Source organism: Slackia faecicanis, assembly GCF_003725295.1.
In the GTDB taxonomy this organism is placed as follows: domain Bacteria; phylum Actinomycetota; class Coriobacteriia; order Coriobacteriales; family Eggerthellaceae; genus Slackia; species Slackia faecicanis.
In genome coordinates, this window is record NZ_QICB01000001.1 from 226,553 (window position 1) to 244,247 (window position 17,695).

Below are 17,695 nucleotides of genomic sequence, written 5' to 3' on the forward strand. Positions count from 1 at the left end.
GATGGGAAACTTCAAACTGGGGAAGATGACCCTGCGTTCGCTGTTCAAGAAGCCGGAAACCATCATGTATCCGGCGCAGACGCGCTATCAGCCCGAGGGTCTCAAGGGCCAGGTGCTCAACGATATCGACGCGTGCATCCTGTGCGGCATCTGCGAAAAGCGCTGCCCGACCGACGCCATCAAGGTGGCTAAGAAAGACGGCTGCTGGCAGATCGATCGTTTCAGGTGCGTCCAGTGCGGAACCTGCGTGCGCGAGTGCCCGAAGGATTCCTTGACGATGGATCCGAATTACCCGGCGCCCGCTGCGCAGAAGAGCATCGATGCGCTGCATAAGCCCGAGCCTTCCGAGGACGAAAAGGCGGTCGTTGCCGCCAAGGAGGCCGAAAAGGCCGCGCGGATCGAAGCCGCGCTCGCCGCGAAAGCCGCCCGAGAGGCGGCCGGCGAACAATAAGCCCGACCAGCGGGGCCCGATGCGCGATATGGCGCATCGGGCCCCGTTTGTTTCGGCGAGCGATGCCGGCACTTACACGAAAGGCGGGCCGCGATGCGCGACGCCGTCGTTTCGTGCATTGTTTCTCAACTTTTCTCAACGGCTCCGTGACGGTATCGCGAATATGGCCGACATAGGTTCTTCACGTACGAAAAGCCTGATACAATCGACAGCCGTTTGCCCGAAAGCGGCAGACGTCGTTCGGTTCGTTTTGAAAGAGATTTCCATGGGGCAGCAGGAACAAGTCAGTAATAGAATATTCACGCTCGCGAACGTGATTTCGTTCATCAGGCTGTGTATGGTGCCTGCGTATCTCGTATTCCTCCTCGAAGGCCACGATATCCTCGCGACGTTCCTTTTCGCGTTGGCTGCGTCGACCGATTTCGTCGACGGCCAGCTCGCTCGCCGCACCCATACCGTTTCGCGTCTCGGCCAGCTGCTCGACCCTGCGGTCGACCGCATCCTCATGATCGCAGGCGTGGTGGGATTGCTGCTTGTGGGTCGTCTGCCTCTGTGGGTCATCGTCGTCGTAATCGCCCGCGACCTCTTTCTCCTGATCGGCGGTGCGTGTCTACTGCGTTACAAGAAGCGTATCGCCGTGGTGTTTCCCGGCAAGGTGGCAACGACGCTTCTCTTTATCGGCTTCGCCGGCCTTTTGCTGAATTGGCCGATGATTCCCGGCCTCGGTCTTTGCGATTTCGCATGGCTTCCCGGCTTCAACGGGGAAGCCGTTTCGTGGGGCATCTGGTTCGTCTACGCGGGCCTCGTCACGGCCCTTGCCACGACGGCGGTCTATATCCATCGCGGCTGGCTTGCCCTGCAAGAAGTCCGGGCAGGAATCGCGGAGCGCTGATTCGCGCCACGATTTCTCCGGTTTATACGCATTCGTGCAAAATCAGGTCAATTCACGCGATTTTAACTTCACGAATCCACTCTACTAGACTAGAGTATAAAAGCGGCGGGCGACACGTCGTCCGCTGTGTACGTGAAGAGAAAGGAATCGCCGATGTATTACCAGGAGGAAATCGAATGCATGCCTCGCGCCGAGCTCGAAAAGCTGCAGCTCGAGCGTTTGCGATGGGCCGTCGTCCATGCGTATGAAAACGTTCCCCTTTACAAAGAGCGATTCGACGCCGCAGGCCTCGACCCCTACGACATCGAATCGCTTGACGATATCGCGCGATTCCCCTTTGTCGTCAAGCAGGACATGCGCGACGCCTATCCGTTCGGTCTGTTCGCGGTCGATCGCAAAGAGGTCAAGCGCCTGCACGCGTCTTCCGGCACGACCGGCCAGGCCACCGTTGTGGGCTACACCGAAAACGACCTGAAGAACTGGGGGCAGTGCTTCGCGCGCGGCATCGCCATGGTGGGCGGCAACGCCGATTCCACGATGCAGGTTTCGTACGGATACGGCCTGTTCACGGGAGGCCTGGGAGCCCACATGGGCGGCGAGACCGCCGGGTGCACGGTGGTTCCCACCTCGACCGGCAACACGAAGCGCCAGATTCAGGTCATGAAGGATTTCGGGGTCGACATTTTGTGCGCCACTCCTTCCTACGCCTTGCTCATCGCCGATACCGCGATCGAAATGGGATACGACCCGGCCAAAGACTTCAACCTTTCCGGAGCCATCCTGGGCGCCGAGCCGGCCTCCGAGCACATGCGCGACGAAATCCGCCGCAAACTGGGCGTGCAGTACTGCGACGTGTACGGCCTTTCCGAGATCATGGGGCCGGGCGTGGCCATGGAGTGCTCCGAAGGATGCGGCCTGCATGTGGCAGAAGACCAGTTCCTCGTCGAAATCGTCGATCCCGAAACGCTCGAGCCCGTGCCCGACGGCCAGCTCGGCGAACTGGTGATCACCACGCTGACGCGCGAATGCAGCCCCTTGATCCGCTACCGCACGCGCGACCTGACGCGCATCATCTCCGAGCCGTGCGCTTGCGGACGCACTCACCGCAAGATCGACCGCATCCTCGGCCGCACCGACGACATGCTCATCATCAGAGGCGTCAACGTGTTCCCGTCCCAGATCGAGCAGGTCATCACGGCGTTCCCCGAAGTCGTTCCCCATTACCAGATCGTACTCACCACCAGGGGCAAGCTCGACCATGTGGAATTGCGCGTCGAAACGGCGTCCGATTTCCCATTCGACGAGATTCGCGCCCTCGAAGACTTGCGACGCCGCCTCGCAGGCGAGCTTAAGAGCAACCTGCAAATCGCCGTCGATATCAAGATCGTCGAACCCAAAACGATCGAACGAAGCGAAGGCAAGGCGAAACGCGTCTTGGACCTGCGCGACAAAGACTAGCCGCCGGCATCGCGACATCGGGAAAAGGAGACATCATGATCGAACAGCTTACCGTTTTGCTTCAGAACGAAAAGGGCCGCCTTTCGCAGTTGTGCCGCGACATGGCCGATGCCGACATCAACATGCACGACCTCTTCGTGGCCGACACGTCCGATTTCGGCATCGTGCGCATTTTCTGCGACACGCCGCGCCGCGCGGCCGCCATGCTTGAAGAGCGAGGCTATCGCGCCCGCGTAGTCGACGTCCTGGCCGTGCGCGTGCCCAACGTCGCCGGCGGCCTCGCAACGCTTCTGGAGGCGATCGAGGATGAGGAATGCAACATCGAGTATGGCTACTGTTTTTCTCGCGGCGAACAGACGGCGATTGACGTTTTGAAGGTCGGCGACGCGAGCATCGAGAGTAAACTGTCGGAAGCAGGATTCGATATCGTAGAAGCTCAGGAGGTTTACGAGCTCGATGAATAGCTCGACTTCGATATGGTCGAATGAATTCGACGCGCGGCAGGGCGGGGGAAGGCCCTGCCGCATCGGAATGCCGGCGCGCATCGGCACCGGACTGGTGTCGTGCGCGCTGGCGGCCGCGCTTTGCAGCGTCCCGGGCGAGCAGGCCTTCGGCGTCGTGCTGCAAAACGACGAAGTGCTTTCGCAAAGCGTAGCGCAGCGAGGTCTTGCCGACTCGGCATGCCCCGACATAGAGGCCCGAAACGCCTTGCTCGTATCGCGCGATGGAACGGTCTATTTCGCCCGCGGCGCGCACGAGCCTGTCAAGATCGCGTCTATCACCAAGGTCATGACCGCCGTAGTGGCGCTCGAAAACGCTCCGCTCGATACAAAGGTGACGGTCGACGCCGAAGCGGCCGAAGTTGGCGAGTCGTCGGCCGGATTGCTCGAGGGCGACTCCATGGACCTCGAAACGGCGCTTTACGCGCTCATGGTGCCGTCGGGCAACGACGCCGCCATCGCCATCGCCAAAAGCGTCGGGGCGCTTCTGCCGGAATACGACGGCGCCGACCCGCAGGCCGCATTCGTCGCCGCCATGAATGCCAAGGCGCAAGAGCTGGGCTGCGAGGATACCGTCTACACCAATCCGCACGGCCTCGATGCCGGAGCGTTCGAAAGCGACAGCCGCTCCACGGCGGCAGACGTGGGAATCGTGGTTTCCCACGCCATGCGCAACGACACGTTCCGCTCCGTGGTCGATGCGGGCGACACGTCGATCGAGGTCTCGTCGGCTGACGGGTCATCGCGCTTTCTCCGGCTCGTTTCGACCGATGAACTCATCGGCGTCTACGACGGCGTCTGCGGCGTGAAGACGGGCACCACCGATGCTGCGGGGTATTGCTTCGCAGGCGCCGTCTCGCGCGAAGAAGGAGAGTTCTACAGCGTTGTCCTGGGAAGCCCCGAGCCTGACGTGCGTTTCGCCGATACCGTGGCGCTTTTCGACTGGACGTATGGCAATATCGTACAGAAACGCTTGATCAACAGCATGGAACACATCGAGGTCGATGGCATCCGCCAGCCGCTCGTCGCCAAAGTGGCCCATACGCAGTGGCCCGACTGCACGATCGACGCTGCGGCCTCCGACCCCGATCTCGCCGTCGAAGTCTTTGACCTGGCCGGCCCTATCGAGCAGCAGGTCTCGTTCGTCGACGTGAAAGGCGACGTTTCCGAAGGAGACGTCGTCGGTCATCTGACATTCACCCAGGCAGGCGAAAAGATTGCAGAATGCGACCTGCTCGCCGCCGAAAACCAGGCCGCGCCCGGCTTCTTCCAGAAAATCGGCGTGTGGATCGACTGCTTCGTCCGCGGCCTGCAGAATCAGCCCACGATGGCGACGTCGGTCTGCCTGAACGACCCGGCCGCCATCGCCGACATGTAACCGTCGCGGCCTTATTCGATACCTATCCGGAGCATTGCTCTCCGTTCGAGAAAGGAACATCATGGCAACCGTATGCCCCGTTTGCAACGCGCCGCTCCCTGAGGGCGCCAATGCCTGCCCTACCTGCGGATTCAAGCTCCTCGGCCAGACGCAGGCCTTTTCTCCGATCGCCGTGCAGCCCAACGCCAACACGGCGCCTGCCTCCATTCTCGAGGAGTGCACCCTGAGCATCGTGAAGGGCCCCCAGGTCGGAAACGTGTTCCGCCTGTCCTCCGACGCCATCACCATCGGCCGAAGCCCTCAGTGCGACATCTTCCTCAACGACATGACCGTATCGCGCATGCATGCCACGCTCAAGCGCGTGCGGGGCGGCTATGAAATCGTCGATGCCGATTCGTTCAACGGGCTGTGGGTGAACAACCTCAATGTCAAAGAAGCGGCTCTCAAAGACGGGGACGTCGTCCAAATCGGCACGTTCTGCCTGGTCTATCAGTCCATGCCCAGCATGTAGAAGCGGTTTCGCAACGACGTTTGATAGGATGTGACCCTATGGAATTGATATCCGGTAACGAGGCGATTGCGCGCGGCGCTTGGGAAGCGGGCGCTTCGATCGGCGTCGCCTATCCCGGCACCCCTTCGACCGAAACGATGGAAAACTTCGCCAAGATGCCAGGCGTCTATGCCGAATGGTGCCCGAACGAGAAAGTCGCCGTCGAGGTGGGTCTCGGCGCATCGGCCGCAGGCAAGCGTGTGCTTTCCACGATGAAGCATGTCGGCGTGAACGTGGCGGCCGACCCTCTGTTCACGGCCGCCTATACCGGCGTCGGCGGCGGCTTCGTGGTGCTTGCGGCCGACGACCCCGGCATGCACTCCTCGCAAAACGAGCAGGATTCCCGCTATTACGCCATGGCCGCGCACATTCCCATGCTCGACCCCGCCGATAGCGCCGAGGCCCTAGCCTTTACCAAAGAGGCGTTCGTGATTTCGGAGCGTTTCGACATTCCCGTGTTCATCCGCTCCACCGTGCGCGTATCGCATACCAAATGCGCCGTGGAAACGGGGGAGCGCGTCGAGACGGCGCCCGTCCCGTATGAAAAGAACCAGCCGAAATGGGTCATGATGCCGCTTTATGCCAAGCCGCGCAGGCTCGACCTCGACGAGCGCATCGAGCGGTTGCGCGCGTATGCCGAAACCTGCCCGTTCAACCGCGTCGAGCGCCGTGGCGACGCGGTCGGCGTCATCTGCACGGGCGCCACGTACCAGCACGTGGTCGAGGCGCTTCCCGAGGCAAGCGTGCTCAAGCTGGGCATGTCCTGGCCGCTGCCTGCGCAGACCATCGCCGATTTCGCCGCGAGCGTCGATGAGGTCTACGTGGTCGAAGAGGCGTCCGTGTATCTGTCCGACCAGGTGAAGGCGTTGGGCGTGAAGCTTTCCCAGCCCGCTCGCCCGCTTTCTCCGGCAGGCGAGCTCACGCCGCAGGCGATCGCCTGCGCATTCGGCGCCGACGAGGCTCCGCACGCCGATACCCCTGCGAATCTTCCGCCGCGCCCGCCCGCGCTGTGCCCGGGATGCCCGCACAGGCTCGTATTCCGCGAGCTCGCGCGCATGAAGGCCATCGTGACCGGCGACATCGGATGCTACACCCTCGGCGCCCTCGCGCCGCTTTCCGCCGTGGACACCTGCGTCGACATGGGCGCGTCCATCTCGATGGCGCACGGCTTCGAACTGGGCCTCGAAGGCGAGAAGCATCGTCCTGTGGTCGCCGTCATCGGCGATTCGACGTTCGCGCATTCCGGCATCACGTCGCTTCTCAACACCGTCTACAACTGCGGAACCGGCACCGTGTGCATCCTCGACAACCGTACCACCGCCATGACGGGCCATCAGGGCAATCCCGTCAACGGCATCACGCTGCAGCACCGTCCGAGCCGCGAGCTCGACCTTCCCGCGCTCGTGCGCGCCCTCGGCGTGGACGACGTGCGCACCGTCGATCCGATGGACATGAAGGCCGTGCGCGCCGCGCTGAAGGAAGCCGCGTCCAACGACGAGCTGAGCGTCATCGTGTTCGAGTCGCCGTGCGTGCTGCTGACCAAGGAGCGCAACGCCCCCTACGAGGTGAAAAGCGACTGCCGCGCCTGCGGCACGTGCTCGCTGATCGGATGCCCCGCCATTTCGTGCGACCCCGAGACGAAGGTCGCCTTCATCGACGCAAGCCTGTGCGTCGGTTGTTCCCAGTGCTCGCAGGCGTGTCCGTACGGCTGCATCGTGTCGACAGGAGGAAGCCATGCCTAGCAATGCGACCACCGTACTTCTGTGCGGCGTGGGAGGGCAGGGCGCCCTTCTGGCCGCCGACATCCTCGCCCGCTGCGCCATGGCATGCGGCCAGGACGTGAAGCTTTCCGAAATCCACGGCATGGCCCAGCGCGGCGGCGCGGTCACCACGGTCGTGCGCCTCGGCGAGAAGGTCTCGTCCATGGTGGCCGACCAAGGCTGCGTCGATTACCTCGTGTCGTTCGAGACCACCGAGGCCTTGCGCAACATCTCGTATCTGCGCGAAGGCGGCGTGGCCATCGTCAGCGACGAATCGATCAAACCGCTGCCCGTCCTGACGGGCAAGCTCGCCATGCCCAAGGGCGCCCGCAAGCAGCTCGCCGCCCATCAGGCGCAGGTGATCCCCGCAGAACTTCTGGCGAAGCAGGCCGGCAGCGTCAAAGCCGTCAACGTGGTTCTGCTCGGCGCCCTGTCCACCTACCTTCCGTACCCGAAAGACGTCTGGCTGCGCGTCATCGAAGAGCGCGTGCCCGCGAAATTCAAAGACGTCAACATTACGGCATTCGAATCGGCGCGCGCCTGGGCCGAGCGCAACGCCGCGAAGGAGGCATAGCCGTGAGCGTATCCCAGATCAGCGTCTTCGTGGAAAGCCGCCCCGGGCATATGGCCCGCGTCCTGGAGGCCTTCCAGCGCGCCAGCGTCAACGTGCGCGGCTATAGCGCGTCCGACACGGGCGATTACGGCATCGTGCGCTTCATCGTGGACGACCCCGACAAGGCCCTCGAGGTCCTGAAAGACATGGGCGCGGCCGCCGTGAAAACCGAAGTTCTGTGCGCCCTTCTGCCCGACACGCCGGGCGAGCTCGCGCGCATCATGGCGATCATGGCGCGCTGCGGCATCAACGTCGAATACAGCTATTCGCTCATCTCGACGTTCATCGCCATATCCGTCAAAGACCTCGACGCGGCCCAGCGTGCGCTTGAGGGCGAATCTATCGAACTGATCGACCAGAACGACCTCGTCGACTTCGACCGAACGCCGACGAAAGAAAAGGAGTAGCCGCCGTGGCCGATATGACCGTCAAAGGTGCGGCGCTGGAAGCCGCGGCGCATGGGCGCTTCGACGAACTGCCCATACATAATCCCTCGATCGAGTGCGCGAGCCGCGAACGCATCGAGGCCATTCAGCTCGCACGCCTGATCGACCAGGTCGAATGGGCCTATGACCGCGTTGCCTGGTACCGCGAGCGCATGGACGCCGCAGGCGTTTCCCCCTCCGACATCAAAACACTCGCCGACATCCGCAAGCTTCCGTTCACCGACAAGCAAGCGCTGCGCGAAACGTTTCCGTACGGCATGTTCGCCGTGCCCCTCGACGAAGTGGTCGAACTGCATGCGTCCTCGGGCACCACGGGAAAGCCGATCGTGGTCGGATACGATAAGGGCGATATGGACCTGTGGGCCGATTGCATCATGCGCCTCGTGCAGATGGCGGGCGTCGTGCCGAGCGACCGCGTGCAGATGGCGTTCGGCTACGGCATGTTCACCGGCGGCTTCGGGCTGCATTACGGCCTGCAGCGCCTGGGCTGCATGATGATTCCCGCGGGCTCGGGCAACACCGAGCGCCAGATCCAGATGATCCAGGACTACGGCTCCACCGTGCTCGTGTCCACGCCGTCGTATGCGCTGCATGTCTGCGAAGTGGGCGAGAAGATGGGCATCGACTGGGCGAAAAGCACCCTGCGCGTCGGCCTGTTCGGCGGCGAGCCGTGCACGCCCGCCCTCAAGGCCGAAATCGAGCGCCGCATGCATATCGTCTGCACTGACAACTACGGCCTCACCGAGGTCATGGGGCCGGGCGTTTCGGGCGAATGCCTGGCCGAACGCGACATGCAGCATATCGCGGAAGACCACTTCGTCTGGGAAGTGGTCGACCCCGAGACGGGCGAGCCGGTCGCCGAGGGAGAGATGGGCGAGCTCGTCTTGACTCCGCTCGGCAAACACGCCATCCCCGTGCTGCGCTATCGCACGCACGACCTCACGCGCGTGGTGACCGAGCGCTGCGCGTGCGGACGCACCACGGCGCGCATGCAGAAAGTGCGCTCCCGCTCCGACGACATGCTCATCATCCGCGGCACGAACGTGTTCCCGAGCCAGGTGGAAGACGTGCTTTCGGGCATCGACGGCGTGACGCCGCACTACCGCATCGTCGTCGACAACGAAACCGGCCTCGACCGCATGACGGTGCATGTCGAGCTCAAACCCGAGGCGTTCTCCGACTCCTTCGAGCAGATGGATGCCTTCCGCCGAGCCATCGAGGAAAAGCTCAAGGGCGTCTTGCTGGTTTCTTCGAAAGTCAAGCTGGTCGAGCCGGGCGGCATCGAGCGCAGCACGGGCAAGACCAAGCACGTGCAGGATCTACGAAAGATGTAAGATACGGTTCGGGCGTGTTTCGCGCCGCTTGAACCGATGCGAGGCGCGGTCCGGATTCGTCTTCGACGCTTTCCGGGCCGCGCCCTTTTCATGACGAAGAGCAGGGAAGAAGGCTTTCGATGCAAGACCGCCGCACACCGTCCGAATACGCCGTGCCGTTGAAGGGGCGCTTCGCTCCGTCGCCGACCGGGCGCATGCATGCCGGCAATGTGTTTTCGGCGCTCGTCGCGTGGCTCACCGCGAAGGCGAGCGGAGGCACCATCGTGCTGCGCATCGAAGACCTGGACAAAGAACGTTCGAAAGCCTGCTTCATCGACGACGTGCAGCGCGATTTCGAAAGACTCGGCCTGTACTGGGATGAAGGTCCGTACTTCCAACACGGCCGCGACGAGGCCTATGCCGCGGCGTTCGAAGAGCTGCGCCGTCGCGACCTGATTTATCCGTGCTTCTGCACGCGTGCGGACCTCCATGCGGCCTCCGCGCCGCATCATGGCGAAAAGTTCGTCTATCCTGGCACGTGTCGCGGCCTCGACGAGGCGATGCGAGCCGCGCGGGCCGCATCGCGCACGCCCGCCCAGCGCCTGGCGGTTCCGGACGAAGCCGTTTCGTTCATCGACGGCATCCAAGGCCCCTATGAGCAGAATCTTGCACGCGAATGCGGCGATTTTCTGGTAAGGCGTTCGGACGGCGCGTTCGCCTATCAGCTGGCCGTGGTGGTCGACGATGCGGAGCAAGGCGTGACGTCGGTCGTGCGCGGAGTCGACCTGCTTTGCTCGACTCCGCAGCAGATGTATTTGCAGTCGTTGCTCGGCCTGAAGCATCCGGCATACGCACATGTGCCCCTGATCGTGGCCGAACACGACCGACGCCTTTCCAAGCGCGATAAGGACGCGGCCCTCGACGCGCTGCTCGAGCGGTTCGGCAGCCCGCGCGCCCTTATCGGACATATCGCCGGCATCACGGGCCTGGCTCCCACGTGCGAGCCGGCATCGCCCGAAGAGCTGCTCGAGACTTTCCACCCCGAAGCCCTGCCGCGCACGCTCGTCGAGCTCGAACAGATCCGCTGGCGATAGCGCGGCGCGCGTCGGCGCTACAGATGCAGCACGGCGCCCTGCGCGATGATGCAGGCGGCGTAAAACGCCCCGAGCGCGATGTTCACGCTGCAGATCTGAGCCATGCCGCCGATGCGCGAAGCGGGAACGAGGGGATTGGCGACGAGCGCTTTCACGGGGGGATACGCGGCGAGCGCCATGAAGGGCAAGACGACGGCGCCGTTCGGGAAAAACACCGCGCACAGCACCGCGACGGCGGCGATCCATACACCGAGGGCGACGTGATAGAGCGTGCGCGCCTTATCGCGGCCGATCAGCACGGGAAGCGTCCTTCGGCCCGCTTCGATATCCTTTTCGATATCGCACGTGTTGTTGGTCAGCATGATCAGCCCCACGCCGATGACCTCGGGCACGGCCCACAGCAGCATGATCCAGTTCATATCGCCGGTCAGCGCCTGATAGCAGGCAAGCGGAATAAGGCCGCCCATCACCACGCCGCTGACCGCCTCGCCCAAAGGAAGATAGGACAGGGGCGTCTTGCCGGCGGAATACACCACGACGAAAAACGCGCCGACCACGCCGATGGCCAAAGGAATCCATCCCGCGTGATAGATCACGTACGCTCCCAGGACGAACGCCGCCGCCAGAAATCCGATGCCCAGACGCAACGCCGATCGAGGATTCACATTGTTGTACACCAGCGTGGCGTCGCTTTCCTCGACGTCGTCATCGGCGGAATCGGACCCCTTCACGAAGTCGTAATAGTCGTTGAAGGTGTTCACGGACGATTGCATGAGCACGCATATGGCAAGCAGCACGCATGCCATGACGACGGACGCGCCCGACGGGGAAACGGCCGCCGCGCATACGGCGACGAGACAGGGAAGAACCGCCGCGGGCCAGGTATGGGGCGCGGCGAGCTGAAGCGCCATGCGGGGGGTGAAGCGGGCATAAGACGGCGATGAGGCCATGAGAGGTCCTTTCTAAGGCATGGAAACGCGCCGCAACAGGCGGCAGGGTTCGCGTCGGGCGGAAAGAGCGCGCCGAGCGCTATCGTCCGCCGGGCATGGCGACGGCCGCATCGCGCATGCGCGCGGCAAGGCGCTTGAGGCGCTCGCGCACCGTGGCGTTGGTCACCGTGGCCAGATTGCGGATGGTGTGCGCGATGATCTCTTTGGTTTCCGCGTCGAGATTGCGCCCGTCGCGCAAGACGCCCGCCACGGTTCCGACCACGCCGCCTTCCCAGAACTCCTGCCACGTGTTGGAGTCGGTGGTCGAGGCGATCAGGTCGTAGAAGGTGTCGATGAAGCGCTCGCGCTGTTCGGGCGTCACGCTTTTCAGCCAGCGATCGAGCGTTTCGTCGAACAGCGCCGCGCTTGCATTGAGGCCTTCCTGATAAAGGAAGTCGGTATCGTCGACAAGCCAGGTGAACGGATTATGCTGGAAGATTCCCGTGGCATCCGATTGCACCACCGCGTAATCGTCGCGATGCTCGAGCACCATGCCGAAAATCGACGACTCGGGCACGGTCTTGGACAGCTTGTCTTTGAAGTGCTGTTCGGCGATACGCGGCGAAGGGGCGGCAAGAAAGCTCGGGCCGTCGTGATTGAAGACGCGCTCGACGCGGTCGTAGCTCGCCTCGTCCATCGTGGCAACGGCGAATTCGGCGAGGTTGCCGCCCTTCGAATGGCCGCCGACGAACACCCGCGCATCGCGCGGCAGGGCCGAAAGCACGCCCGAGACATAGCGCTCGGCCGAGCGCTGCGAGGGGATGATCTTGCGATAGCTCAGGTTGAAATCTTCCTTCCATCCCGCGAACGTCCCGTCGGTTCCCTGGAAAGCGATGTAGTAGGTCTTGCCGCCGTCGAAGCCGAACGTGCACGCGGCGAATTGCTTCTCGATCACCACCGCGTTCTCGTTGACGTGATACGACACCGTCAGGTCGGCGAACCGATGACAGCGCACGAGGGCGTCCAGAAACACCGGGAGGTCTTTCGACGCCCTGATCCAACCGCCCGTAAGCATCGTGTCCAAATCGGTGAAACGGAGGATGTCGATGAGGGGCACCTGCTGCGCGCCTCCGACGTCGCCGTAAGGATACGCGCTGAAATCGAGGTAGGCCAGCGCGGAAAGCACCAGGCTGTCGACGGGGGAGAAGGGGGTTTCATCGAACCCTTCGTGATGGCGGCGCAGATAGTCGCTCATCGTGGAATCGGCGAGCTTGGAGGCGACCGCCGATGAAAAAGAAGGATGATGCGGATTCTCAGGGGAAGGCCCCGAGGCCTCGCGTTCTCGGTCTTCCTTGCGTTCGATATCCTCCGACATGCCTCGTCGCCTTCTTTCCTACGATTTGTTCCGAGGTATTGTAGCGCAGAGGGATAACCGTTCTTTATAATTCCCCATACCGTACGCATTCGACGGGCCCTTCGAAGCCGAGAAAGGAAGCCGACCATGTTCATGCAGCTGTGCGCCGTCGCCGCAGGCGGAGCGATCGGCGCCGCGGGGCGCTACCTCGTCGGCCTCGGCGTGCCGGCCGTCGCGGCGTCCCTTCATGTGCCGGGCGATTTTCCCGCCGCCACATTCGCGGCGAACTTCATCGGATGCTTCGTCATCGGCGTTCTTTCGGTGCTTTTCGACGGCGGGCCGTGGAACGGCGAGGCCGGCTGGCGCGCGTTCGCCGTCACGGGCGTGCTCGGCGGGTTCACCACGTTTTCGACGTTCGGCCTGGAAACCGTTTCCCTCATCGAACGCGGCGCCGCAGGGATGGCGACCCTCAACGCGGGCCTGAGCCTCGGCGCATGCCTCGCCGGCGTCATGGCGGGACGCGCCCTCGCGCGCGCCCTTTTCGTCGCGCAACCCTGACCAGCGCGACCGCAGGCCTAACCGCGCGGCCGGGCGCTGCGCACCAGATTCTCGCCGTAATCGATCAGTTCCTGGCGCGAATGGACGCCCGCTTTCGAATAGATGCGCCTCAAATGAGTGTCCACGGTGCTTTTCGCCACGACGAGCTCTTGCGCGATGCGCTCGTTCGTCCTGCCGCGCAAGGCGAGTGCGAGCACTTCGGCCTCGCGCTTGGAGAGCCCCGCCTGCTCGACGATCGCGTCATGCATCGCGTCTTCGGCGCTTCCCGCATCGACGATCGCCGACAGCGCCCTGAAGTCGCTTTCCGTGAAAAGGAAGAGATAGGCGATGAGCGCCGCAAGCCCCGCGAATGCGAGCATGCCGTGCTGCACGGCCACATTGGCTCCGAAGCCGTCGATCACGTTGCCCGCGGCGATGCCGGCCGCTTCGCCCAGGTACAAGGCCCCGAAGCCGCGGCAGAACGCCAACGCCGAATCTATGCCGCGCAATACGGACACGGCTATGAAAAGCGCGATGAACGACGCCATCAGGCCGAGGCATCCCGCAAGCACGATCGCCTCTCCGGGAACGCCGCTTTCATACAATGCCGGCGTGAACAGAAAACCCGCCATCATGACGAGGATCGCGATGCGGTAGGTGTTGCCGAGCGAGCGCTCTTCCGCGCCGCCGCGCAACGACTGAAGCGCCGCCGCGCAGAAAAGCGAAAGGATCAGCAGGGTTGCGGGAAGCGTAGGCGTGCTCGACGCGCCCGGATTCGAACGGAAGGTCTCCATAAGGCCCGCCGCCAAGCCGAACATGACGGCGCCGACCAGCATCCTGCGGGAAAGCGCCGCCACGCCCGATCCGCCGCGTTCGTCGAATGCCCCGGGACGTGACGCGCTTTCCAAGCCGCGCTGGCTCGCCGCGCTGCCTACGCCTGCAACCAGCAGGACGCCGGCGCTCGCCGCAGGCAGGGCGGCGGCAAGTACGACCGAAGCGCCTTCGCCGAAAAACGACGCGATGAAGCAGGCCGCCGCCGCGATGCCGGTCGATGCGAATATCTCGCACGCGGCCACACGGGGGGAGGACAGGCCCAAAACCCTGCCCCACGCCACGAGCAGCACCGCCATGGGAAGGCCGACGAGAAACGCCTCCAAGCCGGCGCCTGCAATATCGAGCGACCCCGAAAGGCGCGGCGCGAAGGCGCCCGCCGTCAACATGGCCGCGCAGGCTGCGATCGCGGCGTCGCTTGCAAGGACTCTGCCCGCAAGGCGCGGAAGGGCCGTCATGACGCAAAACGCCGCCACCATGCCGAAGAGCGTCGCCAAAAGGTCGGCGCGCTCGATCGCGACGCCCCCGAGGGCGAACGCCTTGTTCGCGCCCATGTAGAACACGGCGTAGATGAAGCCTTGATAGCATGAGAATCCCAGGATGCGCCGCAAAGACGGCGCGCTTCGGGACAGGGTTGTCGATTCGCTCACTCGATGCTCCTTTGTCGAATGACCATCATAGCAAACGCGCCCATGAAAAAACGAAACCCCCGCGGGGGTTTCGCAGGGGTTTCGATACAGGGCGCGACGCTCGATTAGGAGGCTGTGACAGCCGTCTCTTCCTCGACGACGACCTCTTCGTCCTTGGCGGCCTCGATGCGCTTGACGGCCTTCTTCTTACGCTTGGGGGCGGGCTCTTCTTCCTCTTCCTCGGCGGTCTTTTTGATCATGCCGTCGCCGGAATTGAATCCGTCGCGCAGGTTCTTGATCGTCTTGCCCAAAGCGCTGCCGAGCTTGGGAAGGTGCTTGGGGCCGAAGATGAGAAGCGCGACGCCCAGGATGATGAGAAGTTCCGGCATGCCGAGACCGAAGATTTTCATGAATGCCTCCTATTGAGTGGATATCGGCTGTGTATCCGCGATGCCCTTGTTCGTAAGCCATGCGGACGAATCGACGCACCCCACAATAGCCGAACAGGTCGTGCAGGCTATCGTGCAAATGGATTATTTCAGGGAAATACGTCATGCATCATGTCATGTAAATAGAGGATATTTACAAAACGCCAGATGAAAACGATGCCTTGAAAAATGAGGCGAACACGGCCCGACAGACGGCCAGACGCAACGACAAGAGGCGCGCCCGCTGTAGCATCCATCGAAAATAGACGGGCCGTCGATGCCCTTCAAAGGTGGAAATGTTAGAATTCCGTTACCTTGCTCGAAAGAGAGGGAATTGTCGCATATCCACGAATCGAAGGAGGAGGACTTTCTCGGTGGATAAGTTCTTTAAGATTTCCGAGCGCAACTCGACGATCGGAAACGAAATCATCGGCGGCTTGACGACCTTTCTGGCCATGGCCTACATCATCGCCGTCAATCCGTCTCTTCTGGAGGCTGCGGGCATTCCGTTCGATGCCGCGCTGACGGCAACCTGCCTCGGCGCCGCCGTCATGACCGTTGCCATGGGCCTTATCGCCAACAGGCCGATCGCCCTCGCTTCGGGCATGGGCATCAACGCCATCGTGGCCTACACGTTGTGCCTGGGCGAAACCGCAGTCGACTGGCGCGTTGCCATGGCGATCGTCTTCCTCGAGGGCATCGTCATTCTGGTCCTGGTTCTGTGCGGTCTGCGCAAAGCCATCATGGACGCCATCCCGGCAAGCCTGCGCCACGCGATCGGCATCGGCATCGGCCTGTTCATCGCCTTCATCGGCCTGAAGGGCGGCGGCCTGATCGTCCCCGACGAGGCCACCATCCTGGCATTCGGCGACCTTTCGTCCCCGATCGTCCTCGTTTCTCTCGTCTCCATTCTTCTGGCCGTCGTGCTGCAGGCCCTCAATGTGAAAGGCGGCCTGCTCATCTCGATCGTAGTGGCCACGATCGTCGGCATTCCCATGGGAGTCACGCCGCTGCCCACCGAGTGGAACTTCGGCCTTGACTTCTCCGCCTTCGCCGCGCCCTTCCAGACGGTTCCCGGCACCGATACGATGGCCATCGTCCAGGTGTTCCTGCAGCCCGCGCTGCTGCTGTTCGTCTTCTCCCTTCTGATGAGCGACTTCTTCGACACCATGGGCACCGTTGTGGCCGTGGGCGAGCAGGGCAAGTTCGTCGATAAAGACGGCAACGTCGAAGACATCCAGCCCATCCTGGCCGTCGACTCGGTCGCCGCTGCCGCAGGCGGCTTCTTCGGCGCAAGCTCCATCACGAGCTTCGTCGAGTCCACCTCCGGCGCCGCGGCAGGCGCCCGCACCGGCCTTTCCAACATCGTAGTCGGCATCCTCTTCGTCGTCTTCGCGTTCTTCGCGCCAGTCATCGGCATGGTGTCTGCTTCGGCGACGTGCGGCGCATTGGTCGTCGTAGGTTATCTGATGCTTTCCGACGTGACGAGCATCGACTGGTCCAAGATCGAGCATGCGTTCCCCGCGTTCATCACGATTCTCGGCATTCCGCTGACCTACTCGATCACCAACGGCATCGGCTTCGGCTTCATCTCCTACTGCATCATCAAAGTGGTGCAGGGCAAGGCGTGCGAAGTCAAGCCGCTCATGTGGATCGCCGCCGTCGCATTCATGGTCATGTTCATCGTCGGCTAGCTTCGGCATCGGCATATAGCAAACGAAAGAAGGGGCCGCGGCCCCTTCTTTTTTGCATGCACATATCGGCATCGCCTTGCATGCCGCTCCGCAAACGAGCGGCATGCGGTTCGAAAGACAGTCGATTTCGTTGGCTCGACCACACCGATCGCTTTCCGACGACATTCAGAAACGATCGACCCGCCCGTTATGCGTCAATCATTTCGACCGTCCGAAACGCCCCGTTCTCGTAGATGCCGTAGCTGTGCGAGCCGTCCTTAGGGATTGATACGCTTCCCGGGTTGGCGAATAGCAGGCCGTCTTTTTCGTCGTTCGTCTTGATATGCGTATGGCCCGACAGCACCACGGAGCCGGCGGGCAAGGGCGGCACGTTGTCGGGGCCGAACACGTGCCCATGCGTCGCGAACAGCGTACGCTCGCCGTCGAGCACGAAAGCGTAATCGCCCATGCAGGGAAAATCGAGCAGCATCTGATCGACTTCCGAGTCGCAATTACCCCGCACCGCCACGATTCGCTCGGCAATGCTATTGAGCATCGCAGCCACATCCTGCGGAGCGTAACCGTCCGGCAGGGGGTTGCGCGGCCCGTGGTTGAGCACGTCGCCCAGAAGAATCACCTTGTCGGGAGCCTCCGCCTCGATGCACTTCATCAGCGCGGCGCACCAATACGCCGATCCGTGAATATCCGATGCTATAAGAAACTTCATATTGATTCCTTTCGCGTTCCGGCGCATCCGAGCCGAACCGCCGCGGTTGCCTTATCGGCCGTAGCCTATCACAGCGAATACGCGCCCGCGCACGGCCCGATACGCCGGCGGTCAGCGAGCGGCGACTCGTCC

At 62.8% G+C, this 17,695-nt stretch carries 18 protein-coding genes; 13 read left to right on the forward strand and 5 right to left on the reverse strand.

Features of this window, described 5'->3' with window-relative positions:
• Position 1: 1 nt before the first annotated feature.
• The 11 genes from DMP07_RS01000 to gluQRS all read left to right on the forward strand — a co-directional run bounded on the left by DMP07_RS01000 (position 2) and on the right by gluQRS (position 10,455).
• Entirely contained in the window at positions 2–451 is a 450-nt protein-coding gene (locus tag DMP07_RS01000; protein WP_123197299.1) for a 4Fe-4S binding protein, read from the forward strand.
• A 265-nt stretch (positions 452–716) separates the two neighbouring features.
• A complete protein-coding gene (locus tag DMP07_RS01005) occupies positions 717–1,343 on the forward strand; it encodes a CDP-alcohol phosphatidyltransferase family protein (RefSeq protein WP_123197300.1) in 627 nt (208 codons plus the stop codon).
• Positions 1,344–1,496: 153 nt separating this feature from the next.
• Positions 1,497–2,801, forward strand: coding sequence for a phenylacetate--CoA ligase family protein (locus tag DMP07_RS01010; RefSeq protein WP_123197301.1), 1,305 nt, complete (start codon positions 1,497–1,499; stop codon positions 2,799–2,801).
• A gap of 35 nt (positions 2,802–2,836) precedes the next feature.
• The gene (locus DMP07_RS01015; RefSeq protein ID WP_123197302.1) at positions 2,837–3,265 is read left to right on the forward strand and encodes an amino acid-binding protein; all 429 of its coding nucleotides are present in this window, start codon (positions 2,837–2,839) and stop codon (positions 3,263–3,265) included.
• A gap of 67 nt (positions 3,266–3,332) precedes the next feature.
• Complete coding sequence (locus DMP07_RS01020; RefSeq protein ID WP_123197303.1) at positions 3,333–4,679, forward strand: D-alanyl-D-alanine carboxypeptidase family protein; 1,347 nt, start codon at positions 3,333–3,335, stop codon at positions 4,677–4,679.
• 61 nt (positions 4,680–4,740) lie between these two features.
• The gene (locus DMP07_RS01025; protein WP_123197304.1) at positions 4,741–5,190 is read left to right on the forward strand and encodes an FHA domain-containing protein; all 450 of its coding nucleotides are present in this window, start codon (positions 4,741–4,743) and stop codon (positions 5,188–5,190) included.
• Between the two features lie 38 nt (positions 5,191–5,228).
• A complete protein-coding gene (locus DMP07_RS01030; RefSeq protein ID WP_123197305.1) occupies positions 5,229–6,971 on the forward strand; it encodes a thiamine pyrophosphate-dependent enzyme in 1,743 nt (580 codons plus the stop codon).
• Positions 6,964–7,563 carry an indolepyruvate oxidoreductase subunit beta gene (locus tag DMP07_RS01035; RefSeq protein WP_123197306.1) on the forward strand — a complete coding sequence of 200 codons (600 nt, stop codon included), beginning with the start codon at positions 6,964–6,966 and terminating at the stop codon, positions 7,561–7,563. The genes DMP07_RS01030 and DMP07_RS01035 overlap by 8 nt, the downstream gene beginning before the upstream one ends.
• Before the next feature lie 2 nt (positions 7,564–7,565).
• Positions 7,566–8,009, forward strand: coding sequence for an ACT domain-containing protein (locus tag DMP07_RS01040; protein WP_123197307.1), 444 nt, complete (start codon positions 7,566–7,568; stop codon positions 8,007–8,009).
• A 14-nt stretch (positions 8,010–8,023) separates the two neighbouring features.
• On the forward strand, positions 8,024–9,382 hold the full coding sequence (locus DMP07_RS01045) for a phenylacetate--CoA ligase family protein (RefSeq protein WP_123197591.1): 1,359 nt from the start codon (positions 8,024–8,026) through the stop codon (positions 9,380–9,382).
• A gap of 119 nt (positions 9,383–9,501) precedes the next feature.
• Entirely contained in the window at positions 9,502–10,455 is a 954-nt protein-coding gene (gene gluQRS, locus DMP07_RS01050) for a tRNA glutamyl-Q(34) synthetase GluQRS (protein WP_123197308.1), read from the forward strand.
• A gap of 17 nt (positions 10,456–10,472) precedes the next feature.
• Here gluQRS and DMP07_RS01055 read toward each other — a convergent pair whose 3' ends face one another.
• Both DMP07_RS01055 and DMP07_RS01060 read right to left on the reverse strand, forming a co-directional pair.
• Positions 10,473–11,405, reverse strand: a complete 933-nt coding sequence (locus DMP07_RS01055) for a prenyltransferase (RefSeq protein ID WP_244594801.1) — start codon at positions 11,403–11,405, stop codon at positions 10,473–10,475.
• A gap of 79 nt (positions 11,406–11,484) precedes the next feature.
• Complete coding sequence (locus DMP07_RS01060) at positions 11,485–12,759, reverse strand: Mbeg1-like protein (protein WP_123197309.1); 1,275 nt, start codon at positions 12,757–12,759, stop codon at positions 11,485–11,487.
• Between the two features lie 126 nt (positions 12,760–12,885).
• On the opposite strand from DMP07_RS01060, the gene crcB reads away from it, so the two are divergent.
• On the forward strand, positions 12,886–13,296 hold the full coding sequence (gene crcB, locus DMP07_RS01065) for a fluoride efflux transporter CrcB (RefSeq protein WP_123197310.1): 411 nt from the start codon (positions 12,886–12,888) through the stop codon (positions 13,294–13,296).
• Between the two features lie 17 nt (positions 13,297–13,313).
• Here crcB and DMP07_RS01070 read toward each other — a convergent pair whose 3' ends face one another.
• Together DMP07_RS01070 and tatA are read right to left on the reverse strand one after the other, a co-directional pair.
• A complete protein-coding gene (locus DMP07_RS01070; protein WP_244594802.1) occupies positions 13,314–14,756 on the reverse strand; it encodes a helix-turn-helix transcriptional regulator in 1,443 nt (480 codons plus the stop codon).
• A gap of 104 nt (positions 14,757–14,860) precedes the next feature.
• On the reverse strand, positions 14,861–15,145 hold the full coding sequence (gene tatA / locus DMP07_RS01075) for a twin-arginine translocase TatA/TatE family subunit (protein ID WP_123197311.1): 285 nt from the start codon (positions 15,143–15,145) through the stop codon (positions 14,861–14,863).
• 392 nt (positions 15,146–15,537) lie between these two features.
• On the opposite strand from tatA, the gene DMP07_RS01080 reads away from it, so the two are divergent.
• On the forward strand, positions 15,538–16,857 hold the full coding sequence (locus tag DMP07_RS01080) for an NCS2 family permease (protein WP_244594803.1): 1,320 nt from the start codon (positions 15,538–15,540) through the stop codon (positions 16,855–16,857).
• Positions 16,858–17,044: 187 nt separating this feature from the next.
• Here the strand turns inward: DMP07_RS01080 and yfcE are convergent, their stop codons facing one another.
• Positions 17,045–17,563 carry a phosphodiesterase gene (gene yfcE / locus DMP07_RS01085; protein WP_123197313.1) on the reverse strand — a complete coding sequence of 173 codons (519 nt, stop codon included), beginning with the start codon at positions 17,561–17,563 and terminating at the stop codon, positions 17,045–17,047.
• Positions 17,564–17,695: the final 132 nt, after the last annotated feature.